General features: G+C 68.8%; 12 protein-coding genes and 1 pseudogene. 11 read left to right on the top strand and 2 right to left on the bottom strand.

Annotated elements, in window-relative coordinates; genetic code table 11:
• The first annotated feature begins 240 nt into the window (after positions 1-240).
• The 5 genes and pseudogenes from ACRWK8_RS22470 to ACRWK8_RS22450 all read left to right on the top strand — a co-directional run bounded on the left by ACRWK8_RS22470 (position 241) and on the right by ACRWK8_RS22450 (position 6,422).
• Positions 241-900 (top strand): GmrSD restriction endonuclease domain-containing protein, encoded by a 660-nt coding sequence (locus ACRWK8_RS22470; protein ID WP_378746336.1) that lies wholly within the window; start codon positions 241-243, stop codon positions 898-900.
• A 212-nt stretch (positions 901-1,112) separates the two neighbouring features.
• Positions 1,113-3,575: an ATP-binding protein gene (locus tag ACRWK8_RS22465; protein WP_378746332.1), complete on the top strand. Its 2,463-nt coding sequence runs from the start codon at positions 1,113-1,115 to the stop codon at positions 3,573-3,575.
• Positions 3,576-3,766: 191 nt separating this feature from the next.
• Positions 3,767-4,834 (top strand): annotated as a pseudogene (locus ACRWK8_RS22460) (hypothetical protein).
• Between the two features lie 169 nt (positions 4,835-5,003).
• Positions 5,004-5,648 (top strand): hypothetical protein, encoded by a 645-nt coding sequence (locus tag ACRWK8_RS22455; protein WP_431872709.1) that lies wholly within the window; start codon positions 5,004-5,006, stop codon positions 5,646-5,648.
• Positions 5,649-6,422, top strand: a complete 774-nt coding sequence (locus tag ACRWK8_RS22450; protein WP_378746318.1) for a CPBP family intramembrane glutamic endopeptidase — start codon at positions 5,649-5,651, stop codon at positions 6,420-6,422.
• Here the strand turns inward: ACRWK8_RS22450 and ACRWK8_RS22445 are convergent.
• Positions 6,392-7,579, bottom strand: coding sequence for a DUF418 domain-containing protein (locus ACRWK8_RS22445; protein ID WP_431872707.1), 1,188 nt, complete (start codon positions 7,577-7,579; stop codon positions 6,392-6,394). The genes ACRWK8_RS22450 and ACRWK8_RS22445 overlap by 31 nt on opposite strands.
• A 225-nt stretch (positions 7,580-7,804) precedes the next feature.
• On the opposite strand from ACRWK8_RS22445, the gene ACRWK8_RS22440 reads away from it, so the two are divergent.
• The 3 genes from ACRWK8_RS22440 (at position 7,805) to ACRWK8_RS22430 (ending at position 10,999) form a co-directional block, all read left to right on the top strand.
• The gene (locus tag ACRWK8_RS22440; RefSeq protein WP_431872705.1) at positions 7,805-8,476 is read left to right on the top strand and encodes a hypothetical protein; all 672 of its coding nucleotides are present in this window, start codon (positions 7,805-7,807) and stop codon (positions 8,474-8,476) included.
• 418 nt (positions 8,477-8,894) lie between these two features.
• Positions 8,895-10,748, top strand: coding sequence for a hypothetical protein (locus tag ACRWK8_RS22435; RefSeq protein ID WP_431872703.1), 1,854 nt, complete (start codon positions 8,895-8,897; stop codon positions 10,746-10,748).
• A gap of 56 nt (positions 10,749-10,804) precedes the next feature.
• Positions 10,805-10,999 carry a hypothetical protein gene (locus ACRWK8_RS22430; protein WP_431872701.1) on the top strand — a complete coding sequence of 65 codons (195 nt, stop codon included), beginning with the start codon at positions 10,805-10,807 and terminating at the stop codon, positions 10,997-10,999.
• A gap of 112 nt (positions 11,000-11,111) precedes the next feature.
• Here ACRWK8_RS22430 and ACRWK8_RS22425 read toward each other — a convergent pair whose 3' ends face one another.
• Entirely contained in the window at positions 11,112-11,387 is a 276-nt protein-coding gene (locus tag ACRWK8_RS22425; protein ID WP_431872699.1) for a hypothetical protein, read from the bottom strand.
• A gap of 255 nt (positions 11,388-11,642) precedes the next feature.
• Here ACRWK8_RS22425 and ACRWK8_RS22420 point away from each other — a divergent pair, with 255 nt between their 5' ends.
• The 3 genes from ACRWK8_RS22420 (at position 11,643) to ACRWK8_RS22410 (ending at position 16,693) form a co-directional block, all read left to right on the top strand.
• Complete coding sequence (locus tag ACRWK8_RS22420) at positions 11,643-12,404, top strand: MerR family transcriptional regulator (protein ID WP_431872697.1); 762 nt, start codon at positions 11,643-11,645, stop codon at positions 12,402-12,404.
• An 845-nt stretch (positions 12,405-13,249) separates the two neighbouring features.
• Complete coding sequence (locus ACRWK8_RS22415; protein ID WP_431872695.1) at positions 13,250-14,116, top strand: hypothetical protein; 867 nt, start codon at positions 13,250-13,252, stop codon at positions 14,114-14,116.
• Positions 14,117-14,182: 66 nt separating this feature from the next.
• Entirely contained in the window at positions 14,183-16,693 is a 2,511-nt protein-coding gene (locus ACRWK8_RS22410) for a hypothetical protein (protein WP_431872693.1), read from the top strand.
• Positions 16,694-16,708: the final 15 nt, after the last annotated feature.

The following is a 16,708-nucleotide window of genomic DNA, read 5'->3' as shown; positions in this document are numbered from 1 at the left end:
TCGCGGTGCACGCGGAATCGTTCAACCCTGTGCTCGCCCGGAGGGTCGGTTTTCTGTGATCTATTTCACCAGCACTTGGCGCAGGGCTCGGTGCAATGAAACACGGCCGCGTCCTCTCCGTTATTCCCGAGTGACCTTCGATTCACTCGGAATTCTCGTGTGGGGGCTGGCGTGTCAGCTTTCGTTACCGCACAGTAGTGGGGTCCGGATTTCCTCGACCCGCTCAAGAGGAGAAACACAGTGCCCCCCTTCCCCCGTGTGCTCGCACGCACCGCGGCCAGCGTCTCCGCCGCCGCCGTGGCCATGGTCCTCGTCTGGGCCGCCCCCGCCGCGGCCGACCACACCCTGCCCCCGAACATCCCCAGCGATTCCGAGGCCCAGACGCAGCTGGGCTCGCTCACCGTCGCCCCCAAGGGCCCGCAGACCGGCTACGACCGAAGCCTCTTCCCGCACTGGAACGTGGTCGACAGTCCCTGCACCGCCCGCCAGGTCGTGCTCCAGCGCGACGGCCACGACGTGGTCACCGACTCCAACTGCCAGCCCACCTCGGGCAGCTGGTGGAGCGCGTTCGACGACGAGTGGGTCTACGACGTCCCCGGTGACATCAGCGTCGACCACCTGGTCCCGCTCAGCGAGGCCTGGAAGACCGGCGCCGCCGACTGGTCCACCAGCCAGCGCGCCGACTTCGCCAACGACGTCACCAGCTCCCAGCTGTGGCTGGCCACCCCCTCCAGCAACGGTGCCAAGGGTGACAAGGACCCGTCCGAGTGGATGCCGGACAACACGTCCGTCCACTGCGACTACGTGAAGTCCTGGATCAACGTGAAGCACGTCTACGACCTCACGATCACGTCCTCGGAGGAGTCCACCCTCCAGAGCACCCTCGACACCGCCTGCTAGCCGTCACGGCGGTCGACCTCCACGGAGGCGGTGGAGAGTGACGCGGTCCGGCTCCCGACGGGGCCGGACCGCGCCCGTGTTCCCGGTGGCGCGGTGTTTCCGGTTTCTGGCACACCGACGTCTCGGCTTCTCACCCCCCGGCCTGATGCAGCACTATGGGTGATGGCTACGGGGCGGAACCCGCCAGCGCCGTCACGAGGAAGGGCTAGCAGATGACCGGTACCAGGGGCACCCGGGGCGCGACCCGTCTCGCGGTTCGCTACTTCGACGACCGAGTGCTCTTCAGCGACAACGAGGCCTGGGCCTACTTCCGGCTCCCCACGGTGTCCTACGAGTTCACGACCCCCGAGGAACGCCAGGCGCTGGCCACCAACATCACCATCGCCCTCGCCGCGATCCGGATGAACGACGCCGAGGTGCACCTGCGCGTCGCCCACCGAACCTACCCGGCGGCCCAGTGGGCCACCCGCCTGGACGAGACCGCCGACGCCGGGCCCGGCTGGTACGACTACCTCGAAGAGATGTACCGGCACGTGTGGGCCAAGGACTTCTGGACCAAGGAGGTCTACCTCGGTGTGCGCCTGGGGCTGCGCAACGCCGGTGCGGGGCTGGGCCTGTTCTCCCAGGTCTTCGGTGCCTACCAGCGCACCGAGCAGGTCCTGGGGATCAACGACGACGCGATCGACGACAAGGAGATCGCCCGCTGGACCGACCAGGCCGAGCGCTTGGGCCGCGCGTTGGCCGCCAGTTCCCTGCACGCCCGGCACGCCACGTCCGACGAGATCGCCTGGCTCATCCGGCACGCGGTCAGCGGCACCGCCGAGGAGATCCACCCCTCGGCCACGGGCCGCCGAACCTGGGGCCGGGGCGAGATCGAGCAGCTCGTGGACGGGGTCATCCACAACGGCCGCTCCACGCTCCGACTGGAGCAGCCCGCGGGCTCCACCCACGTGGCGTTCCTGTCGTTCGCCCGATTCCCGGACCTCATGCCCTTCCCCGACGGAGAACCGTGGCTGCACCACGCGGACGCGCTGCCCTTCCCCGTGGAGATCTCGCTGCGGATGAAGCTCATCCCGCCCGCGAAGGCCTCCAAGGACGTCGGCCGCAAGCTCGCGCACGCCCGCGACATGGACGCCCACATCCGCGAGGCCGGGGTGGAGGCGCCCATCGCGCTGGCCGAGCAGATCGACGCCGCCCGCATGCTGGAGCACGGCATCACCAAGGAGCGGCTGCCGTTCGTCTACGGATGGCACCGGCTCATGGTGTCCGCGCCCACCGAGCGCCTCCTGGGCCAGCACGTCGAGGCGGTCGTGGAGCACTACCGCGACATCGGCATCGACGTCATCAACTCCACCGGCGACCAGTTCTCCCTCTTCAACGAGTCGCTGCCCGGCGACCGCATCCGGCTCAACGCCTACGCCCAGCGCCAGCCGCTGCGCACCATCGCGGGCGGCATGCCCACCGCCACCGTGGAGGTCGGTGACCGCACGGACCACCAGGGCGGCGGCTGGGTCGGACCCTACGTGGGGGAGACCATCGGCCGGGCCCGCTCCATCGTGCACTTCGATCCCATGGTCGCCGCGGCCCGCAACCGTCCCACCGCCATCGCCATCACCGGCGAGCCCGGCGGTGGCAAGACCACCCTCGCGCTGCTGATGATCTACCAACTGGCCCTGCGCGGGGTCACCGTCGCCGCCATCGACCCCAAGGGCGACGCGGAGTCGCTCGTGGAACTGCTCAAGCACCGGGGACGCAAGGCGCGCATCATGTCGCTCGGGTCGGCCCAGCCCGGTCTGCTCGACCCCTTCGCCTTCGGGGACGACCTCGCCGCCAAGAAGACCATGGCCACCGAGACGCTGCGGCTCCTGCTGCCCCGCATGAGCGAGGAGCGCGAGTCCGCCATGATCCAGGCGGTCGCCACCGTCGCCAACCAGCCCCAGCCGTCCCTCGCGAAGGTGGTCGACCACCTCGTCTCCGCCGAGGACGCCGCCTCCCGGAACCTGGGCGCGGTGCTGGGCTCCATGGCGGAGATGCGGCTGGCGTCGCTGTGCTTCGACCCGCAGGGGGAGGCGCGCATCGACACCGAGGGCTGGACCACCGTGTTCACCCTGGGCGGTCTCACCCTCCCCGACTCCGGGGTCAACCGCGACGACTACTCCTACGAGCAGCGCCTGTCCGTCGCGCTCCTCTACCTCGTGTCCCAGTTCGCCCGGCGCCTGATGAACGGTCTGGACCGGCGCCTGCCCAAGGCGATCTTCCTCGACGAGGCGTGGGCGGTCACCTCCACTCCCGAGGGGGCCAAGCTCGTCCCCGAGGTCTCCAGGATGGGCCGCTCGCGCAACACCGCGCTCATCCTCGTCTCCCAGAACGCGGGGGACATGCTCAACGAGCAGGTCACCAACTGTCTCTCCTCGGTGTTCGCCTTCCGCTCCAGCGAGGCGCACGAGGTGGCCGACGTGATGGCGCTGCTCGGGGTGGACGTCAACGAGGACCACATGGCGGTGCTGCGCAACCTCGGCAACGGCGAGTGCCTCTTCCGCGACCTCGACGGCCGCTCCGGGCGGATCGGCGTGGACCTGGTCTCCGAGGGGCTGCTGCGCTGGCTGGACACCAACCCCACGCGGGAGCGGCCCGCCGGCGACCCGCTGGTGTCCGCTAACGGCCGCGAGCAGTAACACGCGTTCCGGGGCAGGTCAGCGGCGGCCACCACGGCCAGGGGCGGACATCGGATGACAAAGGGTGCGGGGAAGTCGGGTTCGGGCATGACGAGGATGGGGATCAAGGAGATTACCCCCAGCCCTCCGATACCGGCCCGCTGAACCCAGCCTCCCCGCACCCCCCGACCGACACTCACGAGGGACCGCCCATGAGTGAGGACGTCATCCGGCCGCGCCCCGTCGTCGACACCGCCCTGCCCGAGGAACTACGCGAGGACATCCTCCGAGAGGCCAGCGCCCCGGAGCCCGGACGCCCGCGCGAGGACGGGGAGACCGCCCCCGGCCGCGCCCTGCGCCTGCGCGAGGGCGCGGTCCAGCTGTTCGGGGTCGGCTTCACACTCGTCCTGGCCATGCTCACCGCCGGGTGGTACTTGGGCATGGTGATCGTCAGCATCGGCCTGATCGCCTACGTCGGGGCGCTGGCCGTGCGCAGGGAGGCCGACCCGATGGTGCGGGCCGTCGGCGGCGTGATCGGCGCGGGCGCCTTCGCGACCGCGCCCCTGTGGCTGTTCGACTTCCTCCCCCAGGACCCGCCCCTGGGGGTCCCCTGGCTGTTGTTCGGCCTCCTCGCGGGTCTGGTCACCGCGGACACCCTCACGGTCCGGGACCAGGAACCGACGGGGGAACGCCACCGGGACCGCGTCCTGCTGCCGGAGGACATCAGCGCCGCCGACCACGGCCTCCTCGTGGCGGTCCAGCAGACCATCGACAAGGTCACCGACGCCCGGGTGGAACTCGGCTCCTCCGACACCCTGGACACCGCGCGGAGCCTCGGCGTCCTGCGGGAACAGGAGTGGCGGATCGCGTCCCTGCTGGCGCGCCAGCGCGAACTGCGGCGGGAATACCTCCGCCGCTGGCAACGGGCGTCCTCACCCCGGGTACGGGAGGTCCTGCGGCCCCAGCGCGAGCACCTCGTCGCGGTCGAGGGGCACATCCGCGCCCGGGTGGACCAGATCGTCGAGTACGGGCGCCTGGTGGACTAGTCGGTCCTGGCCCACCGCGAGTGGGAACAGTGCCAGGAGGCCCTGGCCGCCATGGACGCCTACACGGACCTGAGAGCCGAGGCCTCCCTGATGTCCGCGCCCTCCCCGGAGGTCGCGGAGCTCACCGACACCGCCGAGGTCGCCCGCGGCGTGCGCGACGACAGCGTCGCCCGGGTCCGCGCCGCCACCACCGACCTCGTCGAGCTGCCCGAGCGCCAGGCGGGACCGAGGTAGACCCGGAACGGGCCCCGCGGGCTAGGCTGGTGCCCCCGTCTGCCCCCTGCGTCCCCCGCCCCCGTCCTCCCCGGCATCGGTGCCCGTGCGACGGGCGTCCACGCGTGTGCGGAGACAGCAGGGACGGCCGACCGGCGCGAACCATCCTCGGACTGCACGGGAACGACTCATGAGCGACACCAGAAGCGGCACCACCGAAACCGACGAGGGCCGCACCGAAGAACCGCGTGTGGAGCGGACCGTCGCCTTCGTCGCGGACCCCGGAGCGACGACCTTCCTGCTGCGCGCGACCGTCGCCCGCCTGGTGGGAAGCCTGGGTGTCCAACGCGGACTGGTGGACCTGACCACGCTGCCCGGGGTCGCCGTCGCCCTGGCCCTCGAAGGGGAGGGCGTGCCCTACGACCTGCTCGACTTCGGTCAGCTGATCCCGGGCGAGGACCCGGACACCGAGCCCGTCCCGGTCCCCGGTGAGGACGTCACCATGGCGGAGGCCCCCCGGCTGCGCGAGGCCGCGGCCGGGACGGTCAGGGTCGAGTCCGACCGGATCGGTTCGCTCGACGCCAACCTCATGCTCATCCCGACCGTGCGTGAGGACGGGGCCCCGCAGGCCGAGTTCGGCATCGGGACCCTGCCGGGCCTCGTGCTCGACCAGGCCGAGCAGCTGGGGCTCCGCATCCTCGTGATGTGCCCGCCCGAACAGGGCGTGCGGCGGTACCAGGACGGTTCCTGGGTGCGTCAGATCATGCACGTGACCACCGAGCGGGAGGCCGCCGAGGCCAACCGCCAGTCCCGGGGCGAAGCGGAGAACGCCTAGGTGAGCGCGCCGAGTGTGAGCACCGGACGGTCGTCCTCCTGGTGGGCGATCACCGCCCAGTGCGCCGCCGGACTCGCCCTGTACGTCTCCACTTCGCTCTCCGTGGCGCTGCTCTCCGGCTCCGCGGTGCTCGGCGCGGTCGTCTCCGGACTGGTGATCCTGGGTGCCGTCGTGGTCTGGCGGCGCTGGCAGAACGGCACCTGGGCGCCGGGGCCCCTCTCCGCCCGCGCGCAGGACCCCGGGTTCTGGGGGCTGGTCCTCTTCGGCCTGGTGCTGTGCTTCTTCGGGGGCCAGGCATTGGCCCTCTGGCTCCACGCCCGGTACGGCTCCTCGGCCTTCGACTCCGTCCAGGGCGCCCAGAACGCGGTCCCGGTCCTCCTCCTGCTGTTCGCCATGATCGTGGCGGCCCCGGCGGGGGAGGAGGCGCTCATGCGCGGCCTGGTCCACCCGCTGCTCCGCCGCCGCTGGCCGGTGGTCGTCTCGGCCCTGGTCAGCTCGCTGGTCTTCGCCGCCCTGCACGGCAACCTGGTGCAGATCGCGGTGGCGCTGCCGCTGGGGGTGCTGCTGGCCTTCGTGTACGAGCACGTCAACCGGCTCTGGCCGGTCATCGTGCTGCACGCGCTGTTCAACCTCGCCTCGGCCCTGGTGCCGGTGCCCCTGATCGAGGTGCTGGCGACTCCCGCCGTGTTCTGCCCCGCGCTCGCAGGTGCGGCGGCCGTGCTGGTCGCGGTGCACCCGGGCCGTCAGCCCCGCGGGCTCCCGGCCACCAGCTGACGCAGCGACCGCTCGGCGGGCCCGCGCACCCCGTGGCGCTCCGCCACCGAGCAGAGCAGCACCGAGACCGACCAGACGACCACCGCGACCACCAGCTGCCAGGCCAGCGCCAACGAGTCGACCCCGCCCAGGCGCAGCGCTCCGGCCGTGCAGGCCATGAGCACGGTCTGCGCCAGGTAGGCCGACAGGGCACGCCGCCCGGTGGCCGTCAGCGCCCGTCCGAGGACACCCGTCCCGGCCGTGCGGTGGGAGGCGACCAGCGCGATCAGGGCCAGGCACGCGGCCCCCGCCAGGACCCCGGCCAGTCCCTGGTGCCAGGCGACGAGCACCCGGGCCGGGGCCCCGGTGCCACCCGATCCGGCCCAGAGCACCGGAGTGACGACGACCGGCACGACCAGCCCGACCAGAACCAGCGCGGCCAACCGTGGCCGGTACCGGCCAGGTCGCTCGATCGGCCCGCGCCCCGCCAGCCACGCGCCGAGCAGGACACTGGGCACCACCATGGAGGTCAGCGCCGTCGCCGGAGCCACGACGACCCACAGCGCCAGACTGGTCGCGACCCCGAGCAACCCCTCCTCGAACAGGAGCTGAGCGGCCGCACCGTACCCCCGGGTCAGGGCCGCCTCGGGCCCGGCCACCAGCAGGAACAGCGTGGAGAGCGCACAGACGACGGCCCCCAGCGCCAGCGCGACCCGCCAACGGTGTGCGGTGACGATCCCCGCGACCAGGATCGTGACGAGCCCGTAGACCCCCAGGATGTCCTGCGCGAAGACCAGGGCGTGTACCCCGCCGAACACCACCAGCCACATCCCCCGCCTGCGCAACAGCGCGACGGTCCGGCGCTCTGCCCCTCGCTGATCGAGCCCGGAGTCCAGCCCGGCCCGCACCGACCCGCGCGCCACCATGGCCAGCCCGAAACCGAGCAGCAACGAGAAAAGCGGATAGACCCTCACATCCACCAGGAGAAACAGTAGCGTGGAGAGGAGGTTCTCCCACGCTTCGGAGGCTCCGGGATCCTGCCGGAACCAGAAATGCACGTTGCCGACGGCCACGAGCAGGAGTGCCGCTCCGCGTGCCAGGTCCGGCACCAGCAGCCGTGAACGGGCGGGGGCCGTAGTGCCCGACGCCGGAGTTTCTTCCCGTCCGTCAGTTCGCATGTCTGGAAACTAGCAGCGGGGAATGGTCCCCGTGACAACGGTGAAGTCAGCAAAACCCGAGGTGAAGCGGTGGGTCGGGTGCTTCCTCGGTACTTCTCGGCCACTGGTGCTTCGTTGCGGTGCGGGTGACGTCTCGGGTCCGGGATTCCGGAGTTCATCGCGGTGCGGTAAAACAGAGAGCGTTATGATCCCTGGGTTTCAGCCGAGTTTGAGGAGATCAACCCCGTGACCAGCATTAATCCTCCTGTGCGGCTGGCGGCTGCGAGCCTGGCCGCTGTCTTCGCCCTGACTGCCTGCTCTTCTTCTGAGCCATCCGAGGGGACTGGTTCCGCCGATGATCCGGTGGAGTCGGCTGGGGACACTGAGTCTTCGAACGTGTTCGATTTCACCGAGTTGACCATGGGGCCGGCTGAGACCATCGAGTTCAGAGTTCCTGATGAGCTACTCGAGATGGACCAGGAGTATTCGCAAAATCGTGTGGTCGATTCCGTGACCCTGACTGCGACCGAAGCCGAAGACCCCTCGCAGTGCGCTGTGAAGTACGACTTCGACTACACCGATGCTGACTTCGCGCGTCTCACCGAGTTCGCTGAGAATCACTATGAAACCAGGCCACCACAGGAAGCCGCGTTCAACGCCTTTACCAATGAAGCCCCGAATGATACCGACATGGAAGAGGACTACTCCTCGGCGGTGGTCCAGCTGAAGTGTGGCCTCTCGCCGGCCGATGACGGTGACACCGCCGAGGTGAGATTCGTGCGGACCAACGACAAGGGCGGGACGACCTTCTTCATTGGGGCCGAGGTCTCCGTCATGAGTAGCGGTGAACTGTTCGTCCATGGTATTGAGGCGCGTAGCTGGCAGTTGGACAGTAACGGAAGTTGGGTCAAGGGATAGCCTTCGTCCCTCACCGTTCACTCGCTCCCCACCTGTAGCGCCCGGGAGGCGTGTCTCCCGGGCTCTTCCCTCGCGCTTGTTGGCTTCGTGGCGGTGACCAGGGAAGTCAGTAGTGTCAGCCATTGCTGTTCGATGACATTGATAGACCGGGTCATGTTCGGGATAATATGGCATTTGAAGAAATGGATGACTCGCGATGGTGAAGGCAGTGGCTATCTGCGTCAGTGCCCAAACAGGGAGGGCGTGAAGCAGTCAACATGAAAAAATTCACTGCTACGTCAACTTGCTCATCCATAACGAAGCGGCCGCGCCGTGGAGCCACCACTGGTCGACTCGTTTGGTGGAAGCGTGCCAGGCACACGACGACGGTCCATCGCTGAACTGAGGCGGGGCACAACGGACAAGGAAGGAACTGGCCGTGGCGAAGGTGCAGAAGAAGAGGAAGCTGGATACCACTCGATATCCGGAACCGGTGTCACCGGGTTCGGCTACCAGCGGCGGTCCCGGCACTGGTCAACCAACGCAACGTCTCACCAGCAAGGTCGTCCCGCAGCGCCTCCAGCAGAAGGCGTACGACAACGGGGTGGAGCGCAGGCAGAAGAAGGCCAAGCGCGACGCCCGTGGCCGCAACCCCGACCCGGCGGCCCAACTCCAGGTCGACCTGGACCAGGCACGGTCGAGTTACCTCAGACAGATGCGGGCCTCGGGCATCACCAGCCCGGGTGAGACGCAGGACGCCCAACGCCGAAAGATGCGGCGCAAGCACAGTGGCTTCGCCGCGAAGTCGGCGCGTGCCTGCCTCGGCGCTGTCAAGCTCGGCCTCCTCCCCAAGCGCATGGTCGCGAAGGTGACCGTGGGAACGGCGATGTGGGCTCTCTCGCCCAAGCGTCGCAGCAGGGCGGGTGGTGACCGTCCGGGGGTGCTCGCAGCCGTCACCGACAAGGTCAAGCGCCAGGAGCGGCGCGAGGCCCGAATCGTGGACAAGGGCGCCGTCTCCCGCCAGAAGGAGAGCGAACGCCTCGCCAAGACCGGTGAGGGCCGCGAGAGCATGAGCCGCAGGCACCGCAAGCGGCTGGAGCGTATGGACCGGGTGGAGCGCGACAACCGTGACCCGTTCACCGAGCACAGTGCGGCGCTCACGCACGTGGCCATCCTCCAGAACGCCCACGACGAGATGCGCAGGCCCGGCGCCGACCCGGCGAAGGTCAGGCAGCAGTACGAGAGCGCGCTGAAGCTGCTCTACAGCGACGCGCAGGCCGACGGCCTGGACCGCGCCGCCGTGGAGCGCAACACACGCGTCATCGCCGGTCAGCTCATGGAACGCGATCCCGCGCAGGCGGCGACCTTCGCCGAACTGGGGCACGGCCGACTCGCCAAGTCCGAGCCCCAGACGGTCAGGATGCCCGGTTCCCCCGAGAACGCGCAGCTCTGGACCGGCGACTACGACGACGCGTACGGCGGCACCAGGAAGTCCGAGGGGGCGATGACCCCACGTCGGCCGATGGGTCCCAAGGGGCACAGAACCGCGGTGGCCCGGACCATGTACGGCGAACTCGCCAGTGCGCGGACCCCGGCGGAATTCAACGAGACCATGAAGCAGTACGCCGCCGGGGCCGACGTCCGTAAGCATCCTGAAATGGCCCAGACGACCGGGGACCCCAAGGCACGCGCGCGCATGGGCCGGGCCGGGGCGATGTTCTCCTCCATGCGCGCCGACGGGCTCACCGACCAGCAGCAGAGGGTCGCCTACATGAACGGGCTCCAGGAGTCCGTCAGGACGGTGGAGAGGACGCACCCCAAGAAGGCGGCGGAGTTCCGTCGGACCGCCGGGCCCGAATGGGAGCGGGAGACGCGTGACCTCGCTGGGAGGTACCGCGCCTCCGGCCAGAAGGCTGCCCGCGAACGCGGGCAGCGGAACGAGCCGCTCCTGGCGGGGCCGGACGCGAGCTCGCTCCCGGAGTCCTACGAGGACTACGTTTCCTACGGCGAAGTGGTCGACAGTAGGGCGGCTCAGGGTGCCCCCACCCCGCAGGCCGGTCCCAGACAGGCCGCGGCCGACCAGCGGAGCTCCGGGCAGCACTCCGCACCGGCCACCCAGTACCGTAACCCGGGGCCGGAGACCCTGCACCAGCAGGCGTCGGTCAAGAACGGCGTGCGCAGGAAGCCCTCCCAGGTGGGTGCGGAGCTACGGAGACTGGCCTCACGTGATCGTTCGCGCGTGCGCACCAACCAGGTCCACGGCGGTGTGCAGGGCCCGGAATACGGGGGCTGAGCGGCCACCACGGCGGGTGATGGGCGAACGGAACCGGACCGGAGGAAGGCGGCGCGGTGGAAGAGCCGAAGGAGTCGATCCTGGATGCGATCGACTTCAAGGGACTCCTGGGTTTCGTGCCCGGCGAGGACGATGAGCTCTGGGAGGAGATGGAGGAGTCGCGGCGGGAGCGTGAGGCCCGGGGCGGGGGTATCGGCTGGGACGATGAGCGGTCGGCCGAAACGGACGGGTACCCGGAACAGCGGGACTGACGTCCCACTCGTCGACCTTGTGGCTCCGCTTCGACCCGTGGGAGCGGCAGCACGGACGAAGGGGTGCGCGGGAGGGAGATCCTTCCGCGCACCCCTTCGTGGTGGCCGGGCCCTATTCGAAGATGAAGAGCAGCACCAGCATGTGGGGGATGGCGATCGCGGAGAGCGCCAACAGTTGACCGCCCCAGTCGATCCCCAGCGGATCGTTGATCATCGCGATCACCTGCGCGATCGCGGGACCGGCCAGTTCCACCAGGGGGGCGGCCAACCCGGACTGGAACGCCAGCCAGAACAGACCCCACAGCATCGCCACGGCGACGAACGCGCCGAGGAGACGGCGCAGACTGAGTGAGCGCCGCCTGTGCAAGTTGGCTCTGTTCGGGGGCATGAACTCCTCCTCGTGTTCGAGCCGATTCGCGCACTACCTTACGACTTGTCGCCTATTGTGGTGATTCCTCGTTAAAGGGAACTCAATCCTGAAGGGCCTTTCGCCGCGGCCGTGCCGACCGCCCGGAAGTCACCGAAGCGGTGACACCCGCGGAAGTGCCGTGTGATCAGGAGAGTGCGTACTCATGGGTGAGAGGCCGGTGGGCAGCCGATGAACGGCGGAGCGACGGGTGGCCGGGCCACGACCGTCGGAGTGGTGGCCGCACTCGTCGGGGTCACCGTTCGCACACTGCATCACTGGGACGAGATCGGACTGGCCGGGCCGAGTGAACGCTCCGCTTCCGGTTACCGGATCTACACGGCCTCGGACATCGCCCGCATCCACCGCGTGATCGTGTACCGGGAGCTCGGGGTCTCCCTGGAGGAGGTCGCCCGGCTGTTGGAGGCGGACGCTGAGGAGGCCACGGAGACCCTGCTCCAACAGCGGGACCTGCTGCGCGGACGCATCCGGAAGCTGGGCCGGATGGTGGATGCCCTGGACCGGATGGCCGAGGCGCGGCGGGAGGGAGTCCTGCTGTCCGCTGAGGAGCAGGTCGCCATCTTCGGTGCGGACTGGCGGCCCTCCTGGGCGGCGCAGGCCCGGGAACGCTGGGGCGACACGCGGCAGTGGGCGCAGTTCGCCGAGCGCGCGGCGGAGCGAACCGCCGAGGACTGGCGACAGGTCGCGAAGGAGGTCTCGGAACTCAACGCCGCTCTGGCGGACGCGCTGCGGGCCGGTGTCGAGCCGGGGACTCGGGAGGCGAACGTCCTGGCCGAACGGCACCGGGGGTCGATGGGCGTCTACTTCGACTGCACGCACTCGATGCAGGTGATCCTGGGTCAGACCAACGTGGACGATCCGGGCTTCAGTGCCCACTACGACGGTCTCGCACCCGGCCTGGCTGTCTGGCTCCGCGACGCCATCAACGCCAACGCCTTGGCCCACGGCGTCGACCCGGGGACTGCGGAGTGGGAGTGAACGGGGCCTCTGATCGGCCTGTGAACAGGGCGGAGTCGGATTCCGTTACCACTCGGCAATTTTTGATGTGAAGTGCATCACATGGCCGATTTCGGCCATCCGTCACATTCTGGTCTCTGTGCGTTCTCGCTGTGCGTTTGACCTCGCGGGACACCTGGGGCCCTCTTGGGAACTCCTCTCCGTGCAGCGGAAGTGACAGCCGCAGGGCGAGATAAATCCTGTCAAAATGAGAACTGCGGATACGCACAGCGCAACTCACACCACGCAAGGCGATCTGGCCGTGTGGGCACGAGAGCGGAGAAGCAGACCCGTGAAGTTCGAGTTCACCCCACAAGAGGAGCGGGACTCACCCCGGAACACGATCCTGACGACGAACGTGAACGGCCGAGGGAGAGGCCCCCTCCTCCCGCGTGCTGCTCGCTTCTGCCGGAGAGTGACTCGGGACGCGGGTACGTGCGGGCCTCACTCCACCGAACCCCCGGTCGGGTCGAGACTGCCACACGATCGACTCCCCACTCCCGGACCTCGGGTCGCCCCTCCCCTCTCAGTCCGCTGAGCAGGGAGTGGAGTTCCTCCGCGAAGAACCGTGAAGCCGGCCACGGCACGCCGGCCCCCTGACAGACCGACCCCCGTCAGCCGCCGTCCGACAGGCGGTGCACTGACCAGACCACCGACCGCACCGACATCGGTGGCGGAGCGCCCCGGCTCTCCGCCGAGTGCTGCGTTCGCAGGCAGCTCGTGTCGGGCGGCCGCGGGTGGACGAGTCCGACCGTCGAACCGGCGGGCACCGTCCCTTCGCGGTCGCACGGTGTTGCTCGACTACGAGTGGAAACGGAGTACGTGGCGTGGCCAAGAGCACCTTCAAGATCCCCACCAGCCTGAACCGGTCCTTCCTGGACCACGAGATCGCTCTGGCCGGTGGCGGGTTCCAGATGCGCCCGGTGCCGACGAAGGTGCTCCTGTTCTGGCTCGCCTCCGTGATGGTCCTGTTCTGGGTCTGCACGTCCACGTTCGTGTCCAGTGCCGACGGCTGGCTCATCTTCCTGGTGGCCGTCTGGTGGCTGGCGGCCACTGCCTTCTTCGGCCGGTACTCCAACACCAAGGAGATGCGGTTCACCTCCCTGCCCGCGCTCCTGGAGTACGTGCCCCGTCCCGCCCGCCGCGTCGTCACCCGGCGCGGCTCCGACCCCAGTCCCTTCGCCTCGGTGACGAACATCAGGGGTGTCGACGACAACGGTCGCATCGACTGGGCGGACGGCACCGTGGGGCAGGCCTACCTGGTGGTCGGTTCCGCCTCGGTCCTGGTCTTCGAAGAGGACAAGAAGGCCATCCTCAACCGGGTGGACGCGTTCTGGCGCAAGGTCGACACCAGCGTCGACTACGTCTGGATCACCACCAAGGAACCACAGCGGGTCTACCGTCAGCTCGGCAACCTCGAACTGCTCAACCAGGGACTGGAGAACCGCGATCCCGAACTCTTCGAACTGCTCGACGAGCGGTACTCGATCCTCAAGGACTACGTGGGCGGCCAGTTCAACTCCATCCACCAGTACCTGGTCGTCAAGGCCGACAACCCGGAGGCCCTGCGGAGGGCGCACGCCCTGGTGAAGGCCGAGGTCGAAGGCTCCAGCCTGATGATCAAGCAGGCCTCCATGCTGGGCGCCGACGACCTCTTCGAAATGCTGCGGACCATCTACACCGCCGAAGGGTGAGACGAGCCCGGACATGACGCTGCGCAGAGTATCGGTCGACGAACGCGGAGAAAGTGAAGGGCGCGCATGAGCACCGGAGCACAGTTTCCTGGCGGCGCGTCCGGGCCCCCGCACGGGCAGTGGCCCGTCGGGACCCCGGACGGCGGCCAGGGCTCGGCGTCCCCGGACCAGGACGCGCTCGCCCAGTGGACCGGCCAGCCGACGAGTGCCAAGGCGCCGACCTTCAGCGAGCTCTTCCCCGACCTTGCGGGCCACGGCCCGAACGACGACGAACCGCAGAGCGGCAAGCGAAAGCGCAGGGCCGACAAGGTCAAACGAAAGGCCGAGAAGGCCAGGGCCCGGGCCGACCGGCGCGGAGGTGTCTCGAGCGACGCCGTCACGGGCGACTCCGAACAGGCCGATGCCGACCGAGCGCCGAGCGACAAGGAACGCCGCGCCGCCGAGAGGGCCGCCGAGAAGGCGGCGAACCAGCTCTCCGGCACCTTCGACGACTATCCGCACCTCCTCGCGATCAAGCCCAGGGAGCGCTACGTCTTCCGGAGCGACTACTTCCGGGTCGACAACCGCTACGCCTGTGTCCTGGGCTTCTTCCACGACGACGGGGCGCGTGACGACTTCGGTGCGTTCTGGGGCATCAACCGCATCCCCAACGGACTGCCCGACGGTGTCACCGTGGTGATGTTCGAACAGGTCCGGCGCATGGGCGAGAAGTGGATCGAGGAGAAGCTCAAGACGGTCGAGAAGCTCGACCGGATGGAGGAGGGCGAGCAGGCGCAGGCCGGCACCATGACGTCCCGGCGCAAGTCCGCGAAGATCAGCGACGACATGGAGATCGTCGCCGGTGAGATCCAGGACGGCGCCAGCTACCTGCACGTGCACAACCGCCTCCTGGTCCGCGGGCCCAGTCTGGAGGTCCTCGACGAGGCCGTCGAGCGGATCAGTCGGCTCTACATCGACCGCTTCGGCACCGTCAAGGTGGCGGCCTACCCGGGTGAGCAGCGCCAGGAACTGACCAACCTCTTCGGGAAGAACGAGCGCAAGCGCGGAAAGGGGTTCCACTTCACCAGCGTGGAGTTCGCCGGATCGCACTCCCTGGTCACCAACGGTCTCAACGACCCGGCGGGCGAGTACGTCGGTTCGATGATCGGTGACGTCAACAACTCGGCGGTGCTCTTCGACGTCAACGACTACGAGCACCACGTGGTCGTGGCCGACAACGGGGTCAACCCGGTGCTGAACCGGGCGCACATCCCCGACATGTGGGGGTCGAAGATCTCCCAGTCGGCCCTGCTGTCCAACGCCCGCACCGTGCACATCGTCCTGAACGGGGCTCGCCTGGACGACCTGGGGCCGCGGCTGGACAGGATCACCGCCCGACTCGACATGAACTCGGGCGACATCAACATGTTCGAGATGTTCGGCAGGACCGAGGACGAGCTGGGAATCTTCCCAGCCCACCTGGAGAAGGTCGTCCTCATGGCCGAACAGGCCTACGAGACCACCGACTCGGACCGCTCCATCATCCGGGGGTCACTCAAGGAAACGCTCACCCAGTTCTACGTGGACAAGGGCATGTGGGCGCGTAACGCCAAGCACAACCGGGACCGGCTGCGCGTGGTCGGCATCCCGCACACCCAGGTGCCGCGCCTCCAGGACATCGTCACCTACTTCGACACCCAGTACCGGGCGCTCTCCAACTCCAGCGCCCGCGACGACGAGATGCTGCACGCCTACAACATCCTGCGTCTGGTCTTCAAGGACCTGCTGGACAACAACGGCGACCTGTTCAACACCCACACCAACGACGAGATCGACGGGGTGGCCGACGCCCGCCGAGTGCTCTACGACTTCTCCCGGCTGCTCAAGCGCGGCAAGGGCGTGGCGATGGCCCAGTTGGTCAACGTCATCGGCTTCGCCGTGGACAACCTCGGCCTGGGCGACACGGTGATCCTGCACGGTGCCGAGAACATCGACGACCGGATCAAGGGCTATCTCAGCGAGCAGTTCACCCACCTGTTCCTGCGCGGCGGACGCGTGGCCTACCTGTACAACGACGTGGACCGGATGCTCGCCGACGAGGCGTTCAACCGCTTCGACGCCGCCGACTGGACGATCCTCGGCACGATGCGCGACGCGACCGTCACCAACTACCAGCGCCAGCTGCACCAGGACATCCCCCCCGACCTGGAACGGTTGGTGACCACACGCGGGGAGAACCTGGCCTACCTGCGCCGGGGCCACACCAACGTCGTCTTCCACATGGACCTCCCGTTGGGAATCAACCCCGCCCGCGCCGAGCGCCGAGCCCAGATCCTGGGCTCGGCACAGCGGGAGCACGATGACCGAGTCAGTCCCGAGGAGTCCTCGGCCATAGCGGAGGCCCAGGGCGACATGGCCGAGGAGAGGGCACGGCGTGTGGCGGCGGAGGGCGCCGAGGCACGGCTGGAAGCCGAACAGCGTGAGCGTATGAGGCCGAGTCGGAAGAGGCGCAGCGGGAAGCCGACCCAGGCACCGGGTAAGGGCAGGCAGGGCCAGAGCCCGTCGAACGAGGGCAACCGCAGAAAGCGGGGCCTCTAGATGGACGTGAGGGAA

The organism is Nocardiopsis eucommiae (assembly GCF_965344335.1).
Classification (GTDB): Bacteria; Actinomycetota; Actinomycetes; order Streptosporangiales; family Streptosporangiaceae; genus Nocardiopsis; species Nocardiopsis eucommiae.
Note: the sequence above shows the minus strand (reverse complement) of the source record. Positions and strands in the feature narration are given on the sequence as shown.